The organism is Bacillus sp. TL12, assembly GCF_022625245.1.
Lineage (GTDB): Bacteria > Bacillota > Bacilli > Bacillales > Bacillaceae_G > Bacillus_A.
The window spans coordinates 1-19,640 of record NZ_JAJJBY010000047.1 but is presented as its reverse complement, the minus strand read 5'-3'; the positions used below and the strand labels follow the sequence as shown (position 1 = coordinate 19,640).

Annotated in this window: 18 protein-coding genes and 3 pseudogenes; 11 read left to right on the top strand and 10 right to left on the bottom strand. The window is 35.8% G+C overall.

All coding sequences use genetic code 11. The features are described from left to right. Window positions 1–4: 4 nt before the first annotated feature. Window positions 5–1,660, bottom strand: a complete 1,656-nt coding sequence (locus tag LOK41_RS25030; RefSeq protein ID WP_241818764.1) for a Na/Pi cotransporter family protein — start codon at window positions 1,658–1,660, stop codon at window positions 5–7. Window positions 1,661–2,006: 346 nt separating this feature from the next. On the opposite strand from LOK41_RS25030, the gene LOK41_RS25025 reads away from it, so the two are divergent. Then, the gene (locus LOK41_RS25025) at window positions 2,007–2,438 is read left to right on the top strand and encodes a hypothetical protein (RefSeq protein ID WP_241818763.1); all 432 of its coding nucleotides are present in this window, start codon (window positions 2,007–2,009) and stop codon (window positions 2,436–2,438) included. 137 nt (window positions 2,439–2,575) lie between these two features. On the opposite strand, the pseudogene LOK41_RS25020 reads toward LOK41_RS25025, so the two are convergent. Then, window positions 2,576–3,756: pseudogene (locus LOK41_RS25020) on the bottom strand (MFS transporter). 320 nt (window positions 3,757–4,076) lie between these two features. Between LOK41_RS25020 and LOK41_RS25015 the strand changes: the two are divergent. After that, a complete protein-coding gene (locus tag LOK41_RS25015) occupies window positions 4,077–5,165 on the top strand; it encodes a DUF871 domain-containing protein (RefSeq protein ID WP_241818762.1) in 1,089 nt (362 codons plus the stop codon). Window positions 5,166–5,413: 248 nt separating this feature from the next. Here LOK41_RS25015 and LOK41_RS25010 read toward each other — a convergent pair whose 3' ends face one another. The 3 genes from LOK41_RS25010 to LOK41_RS25000 are packed head-to-tail and all read right to left on the bottom strand — an operon-like array spanning window position 5,414 to window position 8,378. Beyond that, window positions 5,414–6,577 carry an ABC transporter permease gene (locus tag LOK41_RS25010; RefSeq protein ID WP_481748837.1) on the bottom strand — a complete coding sequence of 388 codons (1,164 nt, stop codon included), beginning with the start codon at window positions 6,575–6,577 and terminating at the stop codon, window positions 5,414–5,416. 26 nt (window positions 6,578–6,603) lie between these two features. Continuing rightward, window positions 6,604–7,278 carry an ABC transporter ATP-binding protein gene (locus LOK41_RS25005; protein ID WP_241818760.1) on the bottom strand — a complete coding sequence of 225 codons (675 nt, stop codon included), beginning with the start codon at window positions 7,276–7,278 and terminating at the stop codon, window positions 6,604–6,606. After that, window positions 7,275–8,378 (bottom strand): efflux RND transporter periplasmic adaptor subunit, encoded by a 1,104-nt coding sequence (locus LOK41_RS25000; protein WP_241818759.1) that lies wholly within the window; start codon window positions 8,376–8,378, stop codon window positions 7,275–7,277. Before LOK41_RS25000 ends, LOK41_RS25005 begins: the two co-directional genes overlap by 4 nt. Window positions 8,379–8,713: 335 nt before the next feature. On the opposite strand from LOK41_RS25000, the gene LOK41_RS24995 reads away from it, so the two are divergent. Continuing rightward, window positions 8,714–9,574 carry an ABC transporter permease subunit gene (locus LOK41_RS24995; protein ID WP_241818758.1) on the top strand — a complete coding sequence of 287 codons (861 nt, stop codon included), beginning with the start codon at window positions 8,714–8,716 and terminating at the stop codon, window positions 9,572–9,574. Window positions 9,575–9,577: 3 nt separating this feature from the next. Beyond that, window positions 9,578–10,576 (top strand): annotated as a pseudogene (locus tag LOK41_RS24990) (ABC transporter permease). 134 nt (window positions 10,577–10,710) lie between these two features. Here the strand turns inward: LOK41_RS24990 and brnQ2 are convergent. Next, the gene (brnQ2, locus tag LOK41_RS24985) at window positions 10,711–12,030 is read right to left on the bottom strand and encodes a branched-chain amino acid transport system II carrier protein BrnQ2 (protein ID WP_241818757.1); all 1,320 of its coding nucleotides are present in this window, start codon (window positions 12,028–12,030) and stop codon (window positions 10,711–10,713) included. Window positions 12,031–12,332: 302 nt separating this feature from the next. On the opposite strand from brnQ2, the pseudogene LOK41_RS24980 reads away from it, so the two are divergent. Continuing rightward, window positions 12,333–12,473: pseudogene (locus LOK41_RS24980) on the top strand (DUF421 domain-containing protein); the annotation flags it as partial. A 290-nt stretch (window positions 12,474–12,763) separates the two neighbouring features. On the opposite strand, the gene LOK41_RS24975 reads toward LOK41_RS24980, so the two are convergent. Beyond that, on the bottom strand, window positions 12,764–14,437 hold the full coding sequence (locus tag LOK41_RS24975; protein ID WP_241818756.1) for an IS200/IS605 family accessory protein TnpB-related protein: 1,674 nt from the start codon (window positions 14,435–14,437) through the stop codon (window positions 12,764–12,766). A gap of 171 nt (window positions 14,438–14,608) precedes the next feature. Here LOK41_RS24975 and LOK41_RS24970 point away from each other — a divergent pair, with 171 nt between their 5' ends. Continuing rightward, window positions 14,609–15,103 (top strand): DUF421 domain-containing protein, encoded by a 495-nt coding sequence (locus tag LOK41_RS24970; protein WP_241818755.1) that lies wholly within the window; start codon window positions 14,609–14,611, stop codon window positions 15,101–15,103. 39 nt (window positions 15,104–15,142) lie between these two features. Here the strand turns inward: LOK41_RS24970 and cotJC are convergent, their stop codons facing one another. The 3 genes from cotJC to LOK41_RS24955 all read right to left on the bottom strand — a co-directional run bounded on the left by cotJC (window position 15,143) and on the right by LOK41_RS24955 (window position 16,329). Beyond that, on the bottom strand, window positions 15,143–15,712 hold the full coding sequence (gene cotJC / locus LOK41_RS24965) for a spore coat protein CotJC (RefSeq protein ID WP_174101906.1): 570 nt from the start codon (window positions 15,710–15,712) through the stop codon (window positions 15,143–15,145). 129 nt (window positions 15,713–15,841) lie between these two features. After that, on the bottom strand, window positions 15,842–16,105 hold the full coding sequence (locus LOK41_RS24960; RefSeq protein WP_241818754.1) for a spore coat protein CotJB: 264 nt from the start codon (window positions 16,103–16,105) through the stop codon (window positions 15,842–15,844). Between the two features lie 8 nt (window positions 16,106–16,113). After that, complete coding sequence (locus LOK41_RS24955; protein WP_174101910.1) at window positions 16,114–16,329, bottom strand: spore coat associated protein CotJA; 216 nt, start codon at window positions 16,327–16,329, stop codon at window positions 16,114–16,116. A 111-nt stretch (window positions 16,330–16,440) separates the two neighbouring features. On the opposite strand from LOK41_RS24955, the gene LOK41_RS24950 reads away from it, so the two are divergent. The 5 genes from LOK41_RS24950 (at window position 16,441) to LOK41_RS24930 (ending at window position 19,421) form a co-directional block, all read left to right on the top strand. Next, entirely contained in the window at window positions 16,441–16,812 is a 372-nt protein-coding gene (locus LOK41_RS24950; protein ID WP_241818753.1) for a VOC family protein, read from the top strand. A 29-nt stretch (window positions 16,813–16,841) separates the two neighbouring features. Further along, window positions 16,842–17,621 carry a DUF2935 domain-containing protein gene (locus LOK41_RS24945; RefSeq protein WP_241818752.1) on the top strand — a complete coding sequence of 260 codons (780 nt, stop codon included), beginning with the start codon at window positions 16,842–16,844 and terminating at the stop codon, window positions 17,619–17,621. 99 nt (window positions 17,622–17,720) lie between these two features. Further along, entirely contained in the window at window positions 17,721–18,278 is a 558-nt protein-coding gene (locus LOK41_RS24940; RefSeq protein WP_174101915.1) for a spore coat protein, read from the top strand. Window positions 18,279–18,523: 245 nt separating this feature from the next. Continuing rightward, window positions 18,524–18,805 carry a YkvA family protein gene (locus tag LOK41_RS24935; RefSeq protein ID WP_174101917.1) on the top strand — a complete coding sequence of 94 codons (282 nt, stop codon included), beginning with the start codon at window positions 18,524–18,526 and terminating at the stop codon, window positions 18,803–18,805. 10 nt (window positions 18,806–18,815) lie between these two features. Beyond that, window positions 18,816–19,421: a DedA family protein gene (locus LOK41_RS24930; protein WP_241818751.1), complete on the top strand. Its 606-nt coding sequence runs from the start codon at window positions 18,816–18,818 to the stop codon at window positions 19,419–19,421. Window positions 19,422–19,640 lie beyond the last annotated feature (219 nt).

Genomic DNA, 19,640 nt, shown 5'->3' with positions numbered 1-19,640 from the left:
CTTATTATAGTGTTTGTTTTAAAGCAAATTTTCCTTGCTCTCCTAGAACGCCATCTGCAATATTTACAGCATGATCACCGATACGCTCTAAGTTATTTACCATATCAACATAAATGATACTTGCATCACCTGAGCAACTACGTTCATTTAGACGTAGTACGTGGCGTTTACGTAATACACGTTCCATTTGGTCAATTTTACGTTCTTTTGTAATGACTGTTTGTGCAAGTTCAGTATCAAAGTTTGTTAAAGCATCAATTGCATCTTGCAATGCTGAAGTTGTTAGTTCAAGCATTTCGTTTAGTTCTGCCATTGCTTCATCCGATAGTGTGACGCGATTAGAAATTTGGGAGTCAACAAGCTCCACAACATTTTCTACATGGTCTCCAACTCGTTCAATATCACCGACAACAGATGCTAAGACAGAATGTTTTTCTGAATCCATTGGCGAAAGTGGTTTTTCAGAAAGCAATACTAAATAATCGGTAATTTTTCTATCTAAATTGTTAATAGCACCTTCTAATTGAGCTGCCATATTAGCATGTTTCTTTTCTTTTGTATTTAAAAATAGAGTTGCTTCTTTTAGTCCATGTAATGAGAACTCTGCCATACGAATAATTTCTTTTTGTGCCTCTGTTAAGGCGATGGCAGGAGATTGTTCAATAAAAATAGGATTTAAGTGCTGCGGTTTAAAGTCAATCGCAGCATCTTCTCCGCGAATAATTTTTGTTACAATCCATGCTAATACTGCAATGAATGGGAACTGAATAATCGCATTCGTTACATTAAATGTTCCATGTGCAAAAGCAATTGTCATTTCTGGATTTAAGTTTAACGATGTTTGGAAATACTGAATTAAATTTGTAAATGGTACTAATAAAATTGTAAAGATGATCGTACCAACTATGTTAAAGATAACGTGTACTAACGCTGCTCGTCTTGCTGCAATAGAAGTACCAATCGCTGCTAATACAGCTGTAATTGTTGTTCCAATATTATCACCAAATAGTACAGGTAGAGCAGCTTTTAAATCAATTGCACCTTGGCCAAATAATTCTTGCAGGATCCCAATTGTTGCACTTGAGCTTTGTACAATTAATGTAAAGACTGTACCTACGATAACACCTAGGACTGGGCTGTTACTCATACTAACAGTTAATTCTTGGAATGATTCTAAAGAACGCAGAGGTTTCATACCTGTGCTCATTAATTCTAAACCGAAGAATAACATACCAAATCCGAATACGACTTGTCCAAGAGATTGGACCTTTTTATTTTTAAAGAAGAATAGTAAGATTGCCCCAACTGCCATAATTGGAAGAGCATATTCTCCGATTTTAATTCCGATAATAAATGCTGTAACGGTCGTACCAATATTCGCACCCATAATAACACCAATTGCTTGTCTTAGTGTCATAAATCCAGCACTTACAAGTCCAACTGTTAAAGCAGTTGTTCCTGAACTAGATTGAATGAGTACGGTAACTAACATACCTGCTAGTACGCCCATAAGTGGGTTAGTTGTAAAGCGATCGAGAATGTCACGCAGGCGATCACCAGCTGCTTGTTGCAGTCCGTCTCCCATGTATTTAATCCCGAATAAGAAAATACCTAATCCACCAATAAACTGGAAGATCATGTCTTGAACATTTAATTCCACACATTTCACTCCTTAAATTTCATGTACGGTGTAATTATTAACTAAAATTTGAGGTGATGTAAATGATATCAATGTAAACTTTACATTAAATTTACAAAGCTTTAAAAAATTTACGTAACCTTAAAAAAAGACTGTTTACATTATGGATAATTATGGTTTGAATGTAATGTTATTCTGTACAATTTGCCTGTAATAGCCATATTATCTATATGTATTAACTGAGAATATGCACTGAGCAAAAAAAGTGGGAGTTTAAAGGTAGTATGTAAAGAACTAAAGTAGAAATTTCATTTTAGAAAAGCGATTTAGTTATAAATACATATGTATAAAATAGGAGGGGAAAATCGTGTTAGATAAAATAAATGGTTATTTATTAGCGATGGAACAGGTTAATCATATGACGAATCATGGATATACTTTTCATTTTCATGAAATAGTGAAACAAGATACGATTCTTGCCACTATTCAAACATACTTTGAAAGAGAGTATCACAGTCATGAAATATGTAATAATTATGGAGAACGATTGCAAAAAGTATTAGATCGATGGTTTTTTGAAAGAGAATTTTATTTAAAATACGATAATCAAATGTTACATGAGGTAGAGAAAGATACTAGAGTTCAAACATTTCTTGAGCTATTAGTCTCATTTTTTAATGGAAGACACGTAATTACGTATGAAGTTCAAAGTGATTACGATTGGTACGTCAGTGCAGAGCATTTTGTATTTGAATTGGAGGACAAAGTGTATGTATTGGAATTAGGAGTAAATGATTGAGCACCTATTTAGGAATATGTACATTTGAAATCATATAGATAAAGTGAAGGCTAGTAATCAGCGGTAGACGAAGCCCCCACTGATTACTAGCCGTCTTACTGCCCGCAAATAGAGGGATAACATGAAAAGCTGCTGAATTATCCAGCAGCTTTTTCATGTTTTTTATCCAGTCGTTTTTGCTTTCGTACATTTGTAATGTAAATAAAAAGAAATGCAATCAGTAACACAGAGGAGTAGCGATATACAGTTGCATAGTCTGTAAAGTGTGCGATGAATCCAAATATAATGGCTCCTGCTCCAATTCCAAGATCAAATGCAGAAAAGAATGTTGCGGAGCGACACGATCGATCATCCATGCTTGTAAGGCTGGCTGGATAGCGCCGAATCCGCTTCCGTAACAGCTTGCTGCAATAATTAAACTTGGTATTGTTGTTGTATACGATAATAAGATAATGCCTGCAAAGGTTAAAATCACACCGGGAATAATAACAAATGCATGGCCTTTAACATCGTATAGTCTTCCTGAGAAGGGACGTGTTACTGCGATAGCAAGGGCATTAAATAAGAAGAAAAGGCTAATATCAGCGATGCCAACTTGCGCGGCAAACAACGTGATAAAGCTACCGATCCCTCCGTACATGAGTGTAATACATAATATTAATAATGAAGGAAGTAAAGCTTTCTTTTCGATAAATCCATCTAAAAATGATTCATGTGCTTGGTGAATTGTTTTTTCAGCTGCTTGAATTTTGAGTAATTTTGTTAATAGTAATGAAACTACTGTGCAAGATAGTGCACATAAAAAAAGAATCGTAAAGTTATAAGTTTGCATGAGCCATAGACCGATCAGAGGGCCAAGTGCCATAGCGATCGTTCCAGAGAGACCAAAATATCCCATTCCTTCACCACGGCGAGCAGCTGGAACTAAGTAGGAGACTACAGTCCCATATGTTGTAGTTGTAATACCAAAACCAGCTCCATGTAAAATGCGAACAGCGAGAAGAAGGACGACAGTAGAGGCAAATAAGTAGCTGCCCATGGCAAGTAGGCAAATGGCAGTACCAGTCATTAAAATGAGTTTTTTACTAAATTTTTGTAGTGCATTTCCAGTGAGTGGCCGAATAATTAAAGCGGCCACAGTAAACATTCCAACAACAAATCCAATGCTTGAGCTTGTGCCACCAATTTCTTTCACGTAAACAGGCAATGTTGGAATTAACATTTGAAAGCCTAAAAACATACATAAGTTTGCGAAAATGAGCGCAATAAATTCCTTTGTCCATAATGGTTCTCGTTTTACGAGTGCTGCTTCTCCCATATATTCATCCCCTAAATATTTTTTCTCTGTTCTTTCGAGTATATGTAGTAGCTGGTAGAAGAGTCAAGAAAGGTGAATTGGAAGGATGTAACAATTTTTGGATAAAAAATTTACAAATTTGTGTAAATACTACACAAACGCTCTCAAAAAAGACAAAGTATAGATGTATAGTCTGCTAGTTGTTATGATTGATAGAGAAATTTTTCTCTAAAAAGAAAGCGGATTCAAATGAATAGTGAAGTAGAAGAGAATTTCTACTATTTTACTACATATGTTTGAAAAGGTTTACAAAATGATGATGAAGAAAGAGGCGTATACGCATGAGACGATTAGGTATTTCTATTTATCCAGAACATTCTACAGTAGAGAAAGATAAGGAATATTTAACATTAGCACATCAATATGGTTTTACACGTGTATTCACATGTTTATTATCAGTGGATGGAGAAAAAGAGAAAATTGTGAAAGAGTTTAAGGAAACGATTTCGCATGCGAATGAATTAGGTTTCCAAGTACTTGTTGATATTAGTCCAGCTGTTTTTGAACAACTTGGTATTTCTTATAATGATCTTTCATTCTTCCATGAATTAGGTGCATATGGTATTCGTCTAGATGTTGGTTTCTCAGGATTAGAAGAATCGATTATGACATATAATCCATATGGATTGAAAATTGAGATTAATATGAGTAACGGTACGAAATATGTTGATAATATTATGAGCCATCGTCCGAATCGTGAAAACTTAATTGGTTGTCATAACTTCTATCCACATCGTTATTCTGGTCTTTCGTATGATCATTTTATAAAATGCTCGAAACAATTTAAAGATTATGGAATGAGAACTGCTGCTTTTATTACGTCATTTGATGCGACATATGGTCCGTGGCCGGTAACAGAAGGTTTATGTACATTAGAACAACATCGTGAATTACCGATGACAACGCAGGCCAAACATTTATTTGCGACAGAGCTAATTGATGATGTAATTATTGCGAATGCATATGCATCAGAAGCAGAGTTAAAAGCGCTTGGAGAGGTAAATAAAGAAAAGCAAACGTTTGACGTAGAGATTTATGAAACGATAACAGAATTAGAGAGAAAAATTGTATTAGAAGAGCCACATTTTTATCGCGGGGATGTGTCTGAATATATGATTCGTTCTACGCAGAGCCGTGTGAAATATAAAAAAGAAGAGTTTAAACCTCATAATACAAGACCAATTAAACGTGGTGACCTTCTTATTGATAACGAGCAATATGGTCAATATAAAGGAGAATTACAAATCGCTTTAAAAGATATGGTTAACACAGGAAAAACAAATGTAGTTGGCCGTGTTGTGGAAGAAGAGATTTTCTTATTAGATTATTTACAAGCTTGGGATAAGTTTGGATTTGCATTAAAGAAATAATATGTTGATATAGATGAAGCCGTTATGTATATACATGACGGCTTTTTTGGGGCTTATACGTGTGAAATAGTAAATGAAATTTTATCGGCGATTTTACAAATATATCGATCATTCCTTGCAATATATCGGCGATTCGACAAAGGATATCGACTAACCGGAAAATAACGACAAAAAACAAGAGTCTACCGGCTCTTGTTTTCTAACATGCTGTAAAAAAAAGGTTGCCCATTATAAGGCAACCTTTTCTATTATTCATATCGTAAACATTCAATTGGATCAAGCTTCGCAGCTTTATTCGCTGGTAGTAAACCGAATAGAATACCAATTAACATAGATAATGCTACTGAGATTAAGCCTAGTTTTATAGAAACAACAAGTGGCCATCCCGCAAACATTGCGACAATCCAAGCGAAGAAGATACCTAGCATAAATCCGATGAATCCGCCTAATGCTGTTAGAATACAAGATTCAATTAGGAACTGCATTAATACTTTCCCGCGCGTTGCACCAAGTGCTTTACGGATACCGATTTCACGCGTACGTTCTGTTACAGAAACGAGCATGATATTCATAACGCCAATGCCACCAACGAGTAAGGAAATTGCGGCAATACCACCGAATACGCTTTTTAGTATACCTGTAAAGCTATCGATTTCTTTTAACATTTCTTGTGGGTCTGGTACTTCAAATTTCCCTGTATGCTCTGGTTTTTTCGCATCATTTAACGATTTTACAACTGCATCTTGCACAGTTTTCTTATCTTGACCGGGAGCGATTTTGACTGTGATACCATCATAGTTGTTTTTGCCGAATAATACAGGCCAGTTTTCTGCAGAGATAGCACCTTCTTTAGATTCCATGCCACCCATCATTGCTGTTGATTTAGTAGAATATACACCAATTACTTTATAGGGCGTACCTTTTATATCAACATACAAGTTTGATTCCCATGAAGAGAATAGTTTATCAAATGCATCTTTGTATAATACGATTGTATGCTGAGGCTTATCTAAATCAGCGGCAGTGAACAATTTACCGTGTTCTAGTTTGAAGCGGGATGTATCTTCAAAGTAATCGCCTTTTACACCAGTTATATCAATATCTAATTCTTTTTTTCCGGCATATACTTTTTCTTTTCCTCTAACATCAGGATACACTTCTTGAACACCGGAAATTTTGGAGACATCGTCATACATACTAGAGGAAATTTTTCCGTCCATATCTGAATAATCTTCTGTTCTGTAGTTCACTGAAAACTGATCTTTCTTTTCATTACCGATTTGTTCACGGAACTTGGCGTTCGTTCCGTCCCCAATAGAGATGATTGTAATAATGGCACTAACCCCAATAATAATCCCCAACATCGTTAATACAGAACGCATTTTATGAGCAAAGATTGAGGAAAGGGCCATACGTATATTTTCACTTGTGTTCAAAATTAACCTCTCCAATCTTGGACGATATTTCCGTCACGAATTACAATTTGGCGTGCTGCCGCTTCCCCAATTTCACGGTCATGGGTAATCATAATGATTGTTGAGCCTTGTTTGTTTAATTCGTAAAAGAGGTCCATAATTTGTTTACTTGTCTTTGTATCAAGTGCACCAGTGGGCTCATCGGCTAAGATGAACTTTGGATTATTTACAATTGCACGAGCAACGGCAACACGTTGTTTTTGACCGCCAGATAATTCATTTGGTAAATGTGTTGCACGATCTGCTAAACCTACTTTTGTTAGTGCAGCTAATGCACGTTCACGTCGTTCTTTTTTATCTACACCTGCGTAGATAAGTGGTAACTCTACATTTTGCAGTGCATTGAGGCGGGGGAGTAGCATAAAGTTTTGAAATACAAATCCGATTTCTTTATTACGAATATGAGCGAGTTCTGTTTCCGACATATTTGAAATATTTTGTCCGGCTAACGAATAAGTACCGTCTGTCGGTTTGTCTAAGCAACCAATAATATTCATTAACGTGGACTTACCAGAACCAGATGGCCCCATAATAGAAGTGAATTCGCCTTGGTTAAGTGTTACATCAATACCATGTAAGATTTGAACAGTTTCTTCACCGTTTTGAAAGGATTTCGTGATGCCTTTTAAGTCAATCATTGGGCATTAACCTCCATGCCATCTTTTAAGTCTTTTTCTGGTTTAGAGATGATTTGGTCACCTTTTTTTACGCCAGATACTTTTGCTTCGCTATCTGTTTCAAACTCAACAGTAACTGCTTGTTCTTTTGCTTTCCCATCTTTCACGATGAATACAACATTTTTATCCCCTTTTTTCACAATGCTGCTTTTTGGAACCACTGTACCAGTTGCTTCACCAGACTTGCTTGTTACGTATACGTGGAATCCAGTTTGCAACTCTTCATTATTATCTAATGTAACGATAAATTGATAGTTAGAAACTGTCTTGTTCTCATCCATGCTTTTTACTGGTGTTGTACCGATTTCAGTAACTTTTCCAGTCCATGTTTTTCCTGGTACCGTTTTTGATGTGACAGTTACTTCTTGCCCAACTTTTACGTTAGCTAGTTCATATTCTGATAGCTGTCCTTTTACTTTTAATGGACCAGCGTGACGAATTGTAATACCGCTCATACCTGTTTTTTCGTCTGCATTTTTTGTAATATCATCAATTACGCCATCAACAGGGCTTGTTACAGAAAGAGTAGTTAATTTCTCTTTGCTTGTTTGAATCATTTGATCAGCTTTTTCAACTTCAAATTTTTTCATTTCAAGCTGAGATTCAAGTGTTTGAATTTCAGTTTCTGAAGCTTTTAACGCTTCCGCAGGTGCACCAGCGTTTTTATCTTTTTGTAATTTTTGTTTTGCTGCATTTATTTGTTTGTTTAATAATTCTACTTCTTTATTCGCAAGCTTTTTTTGCATTTCTGCTTCCGTAACACCTAATTTCATAGTAGGGTCATTGTATTTAAATAGTAGTTGCCCTTTTTTTACTTCATCGCCTTTTTTAACAGCTAATTCATACGTTCCTTTTGATGGATCAAATGCGATTGTTTCGATTCCATTTGGAATCACTTCACCGCCAAATTTTTGTGCATTTTCAATTTGTTTTTCTGATACTTTATAGCTGCTGTATGCCATAGCTACGTCAGAACCGCCACCAGCAAAAGCAAAATATGAACCTGCTGCAATCCCAATTACTACTACACTCGTAATTAACACTTTATTTTTCTTCTTCATCTATTTATCACCTTTTCGTTCGTTTTTGGTAGCTGTTTTTAGTATAGAAGAGAAGGGAAATGTGACAAATCGTTTTATCTTACAATAACATTACAGTTTTGTAAGGTTCACATAATGGAGGCGGAGCAGATTGTTTGGCGCGCCTTTTCTTTCTTACAATAATACTGTATGAAGGAAAGGAATGAGGAATATGGAAACATATGCAAAAGGAATCACTAGAATCTTAAGCTAGTGATTCTTTTTTTGTGTAGAAAATATTTATAATTCTGAAAATTATTTATAAAATAAAGCGGAGTATAAATAGAATGGAAATTTGTATAGAGAGAAGGGGGAAAATGGCAAGAAGGGTCATTTCAAATGGAGTAGAGGTTACAGTGCAATTTATTCTTTCTGTTATCGGAATTATTTGTTTAGGTGCTCTTCCAAAATTATTTGAAGGGTTACATATTAATTTTTCGCAGTATGTACAGGCTTTAAAGATGTTAGTTATGAAGCTGATAGATGTTCCAAACTTAACGTATGGGATGAATCGACCGTTATTTCCGCAACTATTTATTCATTATAAGGAAACGATGATTATTTTTTTAGCTTCCTTTTTTATTTCATTATGTATAGCTTTTTGCATTGTGTATATGATGATGAGAAGTCGCCCACACATACAGCGGCACATTAAAACATTCCTGCTTTTTCTTGAGTCCATTCCAGACATTCTACTTATTATTGGATCACAAATTCTTGTCGTATGGTTTTTTCAAAAGACAGGTTTTTTACCTATTAAGATTGCTGCGCTAAGAGGAGAGTCTATTCGAGGCTTATCTATTATTTGTTTAAGTATTCCCACTACAATTATGTTTGTAAAGCTATTACTCCTTCGTTTTGAAACAGAATTAGAAAAAGATTATGTGTTATTTGCACGAGCGAAAGGGTTTGATCGCTTTTATATTTTAAATCGCCATGTATTGCGGAATGTGTTGCTGAGTACATTGTTTTTTGCGAAAACAAATATTTGGTTTATGTTATCAAATTTGTATATTATAGAATGGCTTTTTAACACACATGGTATTTTTGTATTCATTAAAAATTATCAACCGGTTGAAGTTTTTACAGTGAGTATCTTACTTATTTATATCCCGATCTTTATTCTATTTAAGTCGTTTCATTATTTCGTTCCAGATGCGATGAAAGAGAGGGCATAAGAGATGTGGAAATATATAAAACGCGATAAAAAGTTTTGGTTTAGTATTTTATTTCTTGTTGTGTTAGTTGGACTTAGCATTGGGAATACGTTATGGAATGGAGGACATATTCGCCAAGTTTCAATGCAATATGATGCGCAAGGAAATGTAGAAGCTCCACCATTTGCGCCTTCATGGCAATTTTTACTTGGTACAGATCGAAAAGGTTATGATTTGTTAAATCTAGTTATTGAAGGAGCAAAGTGGACCATTGGTATATCTGTTTTTATTGCGATGATGCGGGTGGCTTTAGGTGTCTTTTTTGGTGTTATATTAGGAACCTATGTAAAAAGAGGATTTTCAAAAATTGAAGCGTTTTTTGATAGCTTTACAGTTATTCCAACTGTTATGATTGCGTATTTTTTTCTTCAGTTTGCAACTAGTTTTGTGAATGGAGAAGCGACGACCAGTTTTTTTGAGAGGGCATCATTTCAGGTTATATTGCTTGTTGTCCTGGCGGTTCCGACAATTTCTCTTTATGTTGCAAATGAAGTGCGGAAATTACGAAAGGAAGAGTTTATAGACGCTGCTCGTATATTAGGCTGAAGTAGACGGCGTATTATTGTGAAACATTTGTTTCCGCACTTATATATGACATTTGTACTTGTATTGATGCAGCAGTTTATTCAAACGCTTATTATCTTTCTTCACCTAGGATTGCTTCAAGTGTTTTTTTGAGGGACAGTGAGTTTTGGGCCAACTGAGGTAGATTCTTACACACATGAATGGTCTGGTTTAATTGGCGTATATTTTCGTTCTCTAACAGTACATCCATGGATTCCGCTCGTACCAATTACTTTTTTTGGACTCACTATTTTCTCAGGAAACATGATTGTAAGAAGTATAGAGGATGCGATAGCAAAAGTGAGATTAGGAGAAATGAAAAAAGACGAGGAAGTAGAAGAAGTGAAGTCTATTTCGCTTCCTAAAAAAGAGTTATTTACATTTAAACATACGATGTAAAGAGCCTAGGAAACTAGGCTCTTTCTTCATTTATTTTGGCTACGATATGTTAACGGTTCGTTCGTATACAAACATTGTATTAAGCGATAGAAAATGAAAAAGAAGCAAGCATTCGCCAATGCTTGCTTCTTTCTTTATTTGGTAGAAACTTCGCCTTCTGTTTCTGTTTGCGGAATTAAGTATCCGATAATACCTCCAATAATTGCTGGGACAATCCAACCAATTCCTAATTTGTAAAAAGGAATTGTGCTTGCAATAGATGTAATCGCATATGGCATCATTCCCACATTATCAAGCGCGTGGATACAGCTAATGATGAATGCAGCAATCATAGCACCGATGTATACAGATGGTTTCCGCTTCGTATATTTATCAATAAAGGATACGAAAATTAAAATGATTGTAATTGGATAAAGAATAATTAATACAGGTAATGTAATTTTGATTAATAAGCTTAGCCCTAGATTTGAAATGATAAAGCTAAAAATACAAACATATAGTACAAGCTTTTTATAAGAAACGTTTGTTAATACATTTGTGAAATAGTTGGCAAATGCACTCACTACACCAATAGCTGTTGTTAAGCAAGCAAATATAATTGCGATACTTAGCAGGATATTACCGCTTGTCCCAAATAATTGGTACATAACAGTTGCTAATAGCTGTCCACCATTTTCAAATTGTCCTAAGTTTCCATTTGATGCTCCGATATATCCAAGTAAGAAATAAACGATTGTTAAAAAGAAAGCAGCGATGCTTCCGCAAATAATTGTGTATTTTGCGATAGAAGCTTTTTCTGTTACACCATTTTGACGAATTGCATTTACGACAATTGTTGACAAAACGAGAGCGCCAATCGCATCTAATGTTAAAAATCCTTCTAAAAACCCTTTGAAAAACGGAATCTCTTTATAGTCCCCGACAGGAGTCGCAAATGAGCCTGTTGGAGAAAGAATTGCTTTTGTTGCCATAACTGCAATAATTCCAAGTAAGATCGGTGTTAATATCTTTCCAATATGATCAACTAATTTGGATGGATTTAATGATAGGAAGTAAACAACCGTAAAGAAAATTAAGCTAAATAGTAACATAGAATACCATTGATCTTGAAACAGTGGTGCGATTCCAATCTCATAAGAAACAGATCCAGTTCGTGGAATAACAAATAGTGGGCCGATTGAAAGGTAGATAATGATAGCTAATATTGCTGCGAATTTTGGATGAACACGGCTCGCTAAGTTTTTAAAACTCCCACCTGCAAGGGCGACAGCAACGATTGCTAATAATGATAACCCTACATCTGTAATGATAAATCCTGAAATAGAAACCCACATGTTTTCTCCTGAAGAAAGTCCGAGAAGGGGCGGGAAAATCATATTACCAGCGCCGAAAAACACTGCAAATAGCAATAAGCTAATCGAGAGAATTTGCGATGGCTTTAACGTTGTACGCATATATAGAAAATCCTCCTAATAATCTTTTTTTGTCGAAAATTCAAATAATTTGTCGAGTAACTGTTATAATTTTAATCGTCTGATGACTAGAAAGCAACAGGAAATTTTAAATAACTTTAAAAATAATGCGTTAAATTGGATAATTATACGTTTATGCTTTTCAAATCTATGGTGGCATACTACAAATAAAGGTGTTTTGAAGTGAGAAAGTAAAGAATCCTTTTCTTAAATCATGAGGTGAAGGTCTTACTGACTGTGGATAGCGAGATAAAAATGTGTGAAGTAGAGAAAGGTGAAATAGTATGGATTATGTAGAAATTTTTATTGAACTACTATTTGGATATGTTGTGTTGTTTTTAGTCGTTAAAATCCTGGGGAAGACACAAATGAATCAAATTACACCATTTGACTTTATTTCAGCACTCGTTTTAGGGAATGCTGTTTATATTGAACTACCTCACCTACCTCTAAACAAGCTTGAGATGGGGGATTCTCTTGCTTCTGCGAAAACAAAAACAGTTCCTCTCGTTCAACGAAGAGGATACAACGATATAGAAGTTCGGTAGTGTCCTTTTGTAAGACGGACGACCCATTCTATCTTTCATGGAAAGCAAAATAGGTACAGCTACTTTTTTCTTATATCGAGGATCGAACACTTTGTCATGCATCCAATTCCTAGACTTCTTATCTGCTCTGGTAATAAGCGTAAAAATCTGGGACAAAGTGTTCTTTTTTATCGTGCAAATAGCTTTGCTAGTTTTTTCTTTTCATTTTCAAACAAGTGTAACCGTTCGATTTGTAAGACTTCTTTCGGTTGATCTACGTCGTATAGCTGATAGAAATGATGCGTGCGAATATCCAATTGATTGTTTAATTGATACCAATGGCTCCAATGATGTGCGTCTTTCTTTGGAATATAAGGCTGAAGCACCCGAGGTACTTTTTCTTTATACCCTAACCCTCGGCGACCAATCGTAAAAGCCGCAGATTGATGAATAGAGATGCCGAATTTCCGCATATATTTCATCTTTCCTGCAATCGAAGTGTAGGCAGGATTCACTTGAAAGACAGCCACACCCCTTTTATCGGCACGACTGAGAATTGCGCTTGTCATCTTCTCATACGCAAACATACTCTTCATTCGATTCGCTCGCTTATTTCTGTAACGATCCCCTGTTTTCGATTGGGTTGTATCTAACTTCTCGATGACAATAGGCTTGTTATACCGCTCCGCTAAGTTGACTAAGCGAATGGCTTCCGCTTCGATAATCTTTGTGATTTGTCCGGTGGATTTACCTAGAATCGCAAAATGGAGGGAACCACTTCCTTTGTAATTTCCATCCTTTGTTACATTTGCCCACGCAAAATGCTCGAGATTACAATCTACACCAATCACACCATCTGATGTACTGTAATTCGTGTGAGGGTTTTCCGGCACATTTACTAAGCATTTTACAATATAATACGCACCATAGTCTTCCACAGACCACGCAATTGGTTTACCATGTTTTTTCTTATACTTACACTGTAATTGGGTTGTGATGACTTCCTCAATCATTTCTTGCCCATACGGGAACGTAACAGCTGGAAACAGAAGTGTTTTTCCGGAACTTGTCGTCATCCATAATTCTTTTGTCTCAGGCACATACTGAAACACAAAATTCCCATGTTTGGCATCTTTACGTCCAGATAGGATCAGTTGTTTATTTCGAGCACGGGAAAATAATGTTTTCCATTGGTCATGGTTACGTATAAACTCGCGGATGGTAAATTGAGAGCGGAATAGTTTTTTACTTCCAAATACTGCGCTTGGAATATTCGTTTGATAGGATGTGAGTTTCTGCGTTAAACGGAATTGTCTGTGGGTTAAAAGGCCGATTTTTGCCTGAATCCTTTTGATTTGAACATCTAAGTATTGGTGCTCAAACAGATAGTCATTCAGCCAAATCAATGTGTCTGTTTTACGGGGTAAGGAGATGAGGTTATTATGCTTCGCGAAACGCGTGTTTTTTGGAAACGTTAGTTTTCTTTTCACACAACTTTGTTTGATTTTACGAAGGTTTGTTAATTTTGTCCGTTCTTGTTTCAACTTTTTCTTGAGTTTTTTTAGCTTCTCTTGTGTTTGTTTCTCATATATTTTTTGTAACTCCATTAAACCTGTAAATAATGCTTTCGCTTCTTGCACCGCACTGTTTGCATAGTAATCATTCAATTGATAGTTACGCTTGAGAACAAGATGAAGACTATCCGCATGCATCTTGCAGTTCCGACGTTTTTCTCGAACCATCGTTTGAAATGCAAATCGTTTCGCTCGATTAAATGTTTCGATTGTTTGTGTGACTGCATCTACCATCTCATGGGATAAATCTGTCTTATATATCCGTTTCGAAAAAAACGCCTTCTTCATCTGTTTTTACCTCATTTTATTTGTTAAGATCATTATACAACAAATCGAACGTATATTCTAGAAAAGAGACCTTTCTTTAAATAGAAAAAAACTGATTCATCCCCCACCTTCACTTCATTTAGAGAAGGAGTTCTTCTCTGTTAAAACGATAAAGAGGCCCATATAGGAAGGATGATTTTTGTAGTTATTGTGTGGGGAGCTTTTATACTCATTACAGAAATGATCACCCAAAAATGGAGAAAAGCACGTTTATTTCTTGAAGGAAAACCAGCTATTTTAATTGCAAATGGAAAGCTAGATTGGAACGAAATGAAGAAAAACCGTTTAGATGTTGATCAGCTTCAACATTTGCTTCGTGCAAAGGATATATTTTCTTTGCAAGAGGTAGAGTTTGCAATTTTAGAAAATGATGGGTCGATAAGTGTGATGAGAAAATATGATATAGATATGCCAACAAGAAAAGATTTGAAAATAAAGGGGAAGGAAAATGTATTGCCGGTTGTTCTTATTAGCGATGGGGAGTTTATTACATACAATTTAAAAAAGTTTGGGTTACAGGAAGTATGGTTGCGTAAAGAGCTGAAGAGGCAGAGAGCAGAATTGAAAGAAGTATGTTATGCGGAGTGGAGTAAAGGAGGGAGCCTTTTTATTCAAAAATATGAGTAGGAAACGTGCACATACTGTTTCGGTATGTGCACGAAATAGTTAAAAGTATATTTTTCGATCACGTTCTTCTTTTAAAATTTCAACAGCTTCGCGGAACCGCTGGGAATGAACGATTTCACGCTCGCGTAAAAAGCGAAGGCTATCATTTATATCTGGGTCGTCTGATAGATCGATTAGCCACTGGTAAGTTGCTCTTGCTTTTTCTTCTGCAGCAATGTCTTCATATAAATCTGCAATTGGATCACCTTTTGCTTGTATGTATGTGGCTGTAAATGGAACGCCGCCCGCATTGTGATAAAATAGTGCGCTATCATGATTGGCGTACTGAGCATCTAGTCCAGCTGCTTTCATTTGTTCAGGTGTTGCATCTTTTGTTAATTTATACACCATTGTGGCAATCATCTCAAGATGTGCAAATTCTTCTGTACCGATATCTGTTAATAAACCGACTACTTTATCAGGAATGGTGTAACGCTGGTTTAAATAGCGGAGAGCTGCAGCTAATTCGCCATCTGCACCACCATACTGCTCTATTAATAATTTAGCAAGTGCTGGATTACAAGTACTTACTTTCACAGGATACTGCAATTTTTTTTCATAGATCCACATATTTTATCTCCTTTATCTCATTATCTGCGGGTAGTAATACCCCGACCTTAAAATGCAGTAAAAGCAAAGAAGTTAGGTGAGGGTTGATTATTAGCTGGGGATACAGCCCCCACCGATTCAAGTTTCATTTCATATTTGCCATGGCCAAGGACCTTTACTCCATTCCCACGGAGCATTAGAGTAACTATTTCCAAACTGTTGGAGTGGACCATATTTTTCTTCGATTTTTTGCTTTTGCAATCTTCTTTTATAGGAAAAATCATTAAATTGATTGATAGCTGAGGCGTCATCTGGATGAGTATCTAAATAAAGTGTGAGTTCGACTAATACAAAATCGAGTTCTTGCAGTTCTTCTATCCACTTATAATATTCAGCTGGCAATGTTTGAGCCACGGATTTCCTCACCTTCCTTTCTTATAGGGATTTTCATAAAAATCATAGAAAGCAGGCCATAAAGTGCCCTTCCTTAACGCTTCGTTAGGCGGGAATTGAGGCAAGTTTGGTGGTTGAAATCCCATGAATAAATGAGGAGGGGTTGAATAAAATTTCTTTCCAATCGGCGGACAAGGATCGTTTGGACCATGGAAAGGTGTGTAAGATCTCATAAATTTGTCCATAACATAAGCCTCCTTTACAAGTGAAACATTCATCACTACGTATTGTATTCAGACATAATTGTCATTTATGACTCATATAGAAAAACTAGTAGGGCCAAGGAGGAAATGTATGTGGAGACGATTACAAATAGCATTGTATTAGAAGTAAAGAATTTAAAGGACACATTATACTTTTATGAAGGGATTTTAGGGATTAAGCCGAGCAAACACCGACCACAATTACATGTGCCTGGTGTTTGGTATGATGTTGGATCAAAGAGAATTTGCTTCGTTTTAAATCGGGACAAAGCTAAGGGTGTCAGTGGGGCATTATCTTCTTATATAAATTTTAGTTTGTCATTTTGTGAGATAGAAAAAGTGCGGAAAAAACTAGAATTCTATCATGTGCCATTTGAAGAATTAAAGGGCTGTAAAACGGAGAAAAGGGGTATTGTTGTGCATGATCCTGACCAGTATAGAATTTTAATTGAGCCGAGGGAGTAGTTAAGACTATATAAGGAGGGGTTAATCGGATGAATAGCACATATAAAGAAAGTGCATTGTTTGAACATAAATTTTGGCTCAAGGTTCTTGGGGATCATGCTCAGTTTCTTTTAGATGCTTTAGCTCCAAATGAAAAAGAAGATATTCAAAAAGCGATGTATTTTGTCCAAATATTTGATAGATTCCTTAGTAATATTCATACAGTAAATTTAATTGTATTTGCGAAAGAGGCGTATGAAGCTGCAGAGGGAATTAGGAAATTTAAGTTGAGTATGATGCAAAGGCAGCTAGAAGGAAAAATAAAAATTCATTTTACACCAACTTTTCTTAATCATATGGTGAACGAAGTGGAAGAGTATATAACGGTTTTAGAGTATTTAATGAAAGGAGAAGTGCCACCTATTTTCCACGAGTTACATTACCATCTTGCTTGGCTAACGGATGCAGCAGGGCATGCAGGTTCCATTTCAGGTGGACTAGATCTTGTCGAAAAACGACTGAAAGAGAAGTGTGAGGAATATGAAAAGCACTTTGAACAATTTTACTTGAAAGCTGTGGAAATGACGGGTTACTTACGGACGGAACTACATTCTTTTCCAGCCCTAAAGAAATTTACAAAAGATGTTTCATTAGAACTAACACTATTCTCACGTTTCCTTCACGAATTAGAGGAATTAGAGTTATCTAATCAAGTATTAAGCTTAATATCTGGAAGAATGGCAGACCATATGGCTAGAGAAGAATGTTATTATTTAATGAAATTAGCACAATCTTCTGGATTAGAGATGCCGAAGTGTAATCCGCTTTAAGTCATACTATATAAAAATTCGCAGTGATGTGGATTTTTATATAGTATTTTTGTTTTGTTAGGAGATGCTAGAAAAGAATTATAGAAAGGGGAATAGTAAATGCAATTAGCTACGCATGAATTACGTGATTTAAGTGAATTGATTGCTGGGGATTATAACACGATTAATACGATGTCTACATATATACAACAAGCACAGGATCCTGAGCTGAAACAAATGTTACAGAAGCATCTTACTCTTCATGTACAGGCTTACAATTTGAAGGTAGAATTTGTACAAAAAGAATCAACTCCCAATATTTCGAGGTTTCAGCCATCCAAGTTAAATCCGGTTTTATCTTCTTATACAAAGGCACCTTCACAAGAGTACTTGCCAGTTACGCCAAGTGTAACGGCGCAGCCTCCTAATGATCGATCTATTGCACTCGGGTATTTACTGAATCAAAAGTCGTCTGCATTTAATTGTGCAGGTTCTTTATTAGAGATTGCGAACCCAGAGTTAAGAACGCTTTTAGAAAATACATTTTTAAATAGTAGTCACCACGCTTTTGACATTTGGCAGTATATGGTGAAAAAGGGATATTATCAGTTATCGCCAGCACCGAGTTCTGAAATGCAAGCAATAGCAAGTATGTATCAGCCTATGAATGAAGGATAATCGAAAAAGATTGACAAGTTCTATCAAATATTTTAAGGTGATTTTATAAGATTGCGTATACAAAGGGGAGTAACTTGTCACAATAAAGTCGTCATTACAGGGAGAAACCCTCGGCTTTATTGGCAACAGTTTTGTTGTTAGTGAGACCTTTACCAGCAATGGTAAAGGCCCCTTATTGTCTTTTTTAGGACCTTTACTATATTTGGTAAAGGTCCTTTTTGTATGCAAAAAAGGAGGGGTAAAAAGTGAAAAAGTTTATAAATCGATTTCGATTTATGCTTCATCTTCGCCAGTTTGGTCCATTTCTATATGACTTTTTTACATCAAAAGAAGTCGCTATGAAAAAGAAATTATTATCGATTGTATTTTTAATCGGGTATGTCGTATTTCCATTTGATATTATCCCTGATTTTTTGCTATTCTTTGGGGGATTAGATGATATTGCTGTTGTCCTATTTATTTTGCAGCGAATTGTGAAAATGGCACCGAGGCACTTACAAGAAAAATATAATTTAAATAAAGGATAGGAGTTAATAAATGGAGCAGTTTATTTTAGATGTAATTGACTATTTAAAGCAGTTTTCATATTTTGGGGTCGTTCTAGCATTAACATTCGAATTTATCCCAGCAGAAATCGTTTTACCCCTTGTTGGGTATTGGGTATATGAGGGAGATATGAACTTTTGGCTCGCGGTATTAGCTGGAACAATCGGAGGGACAACGGGACCATTAACCTTATACGCACTCGGTTATTATGGTGGCCGCCCATTGTTGCTGAAATATGGAAAATACTTTTTTATAAAAGAAGAACAGATTCAAAAAGCGGATGATTTCTTTGAAAAATATGGACCAGCAGTGGCGTTTCTTGGACGTTTTATTCCAGGGGTCCGTACACTTATTTCAGTTCCGTGTGGAATTGCCAAAATGAACATTTGGCAATTTAGTATATACACATTTGTCGCGATGTTACCGCTCACGGCGCTATATATATATATTGGATTGAAGTTAGGCCCTCATTGGAAAAAGGCAGGTGCAATTGTCGAACAATATACATTACCAATACTAGCAGTGGTTTGTTTAATTGTAATAGGAATATTCATTTTTAAGTTTGTGAAAAAGAAAAATAAAGTGGAATCAATGTAAAAAGCGCCTATAAGCGGCGTTTTTTGCGTTAAAAAAGATGCTGTGGAACTTTACAGGAAGATGACTGTATTTTTACAAAGATGTAATATATTTCATTATTCATTTAAACGGGGTTAATATGTGTCAGCTACAATAATCCTTGTACTGAATTAAACATACGAGGAGGATTTACGTGAGCAGGAACATGTTTCAGAAGGTAAAAGGTCTTATAGGTTTATT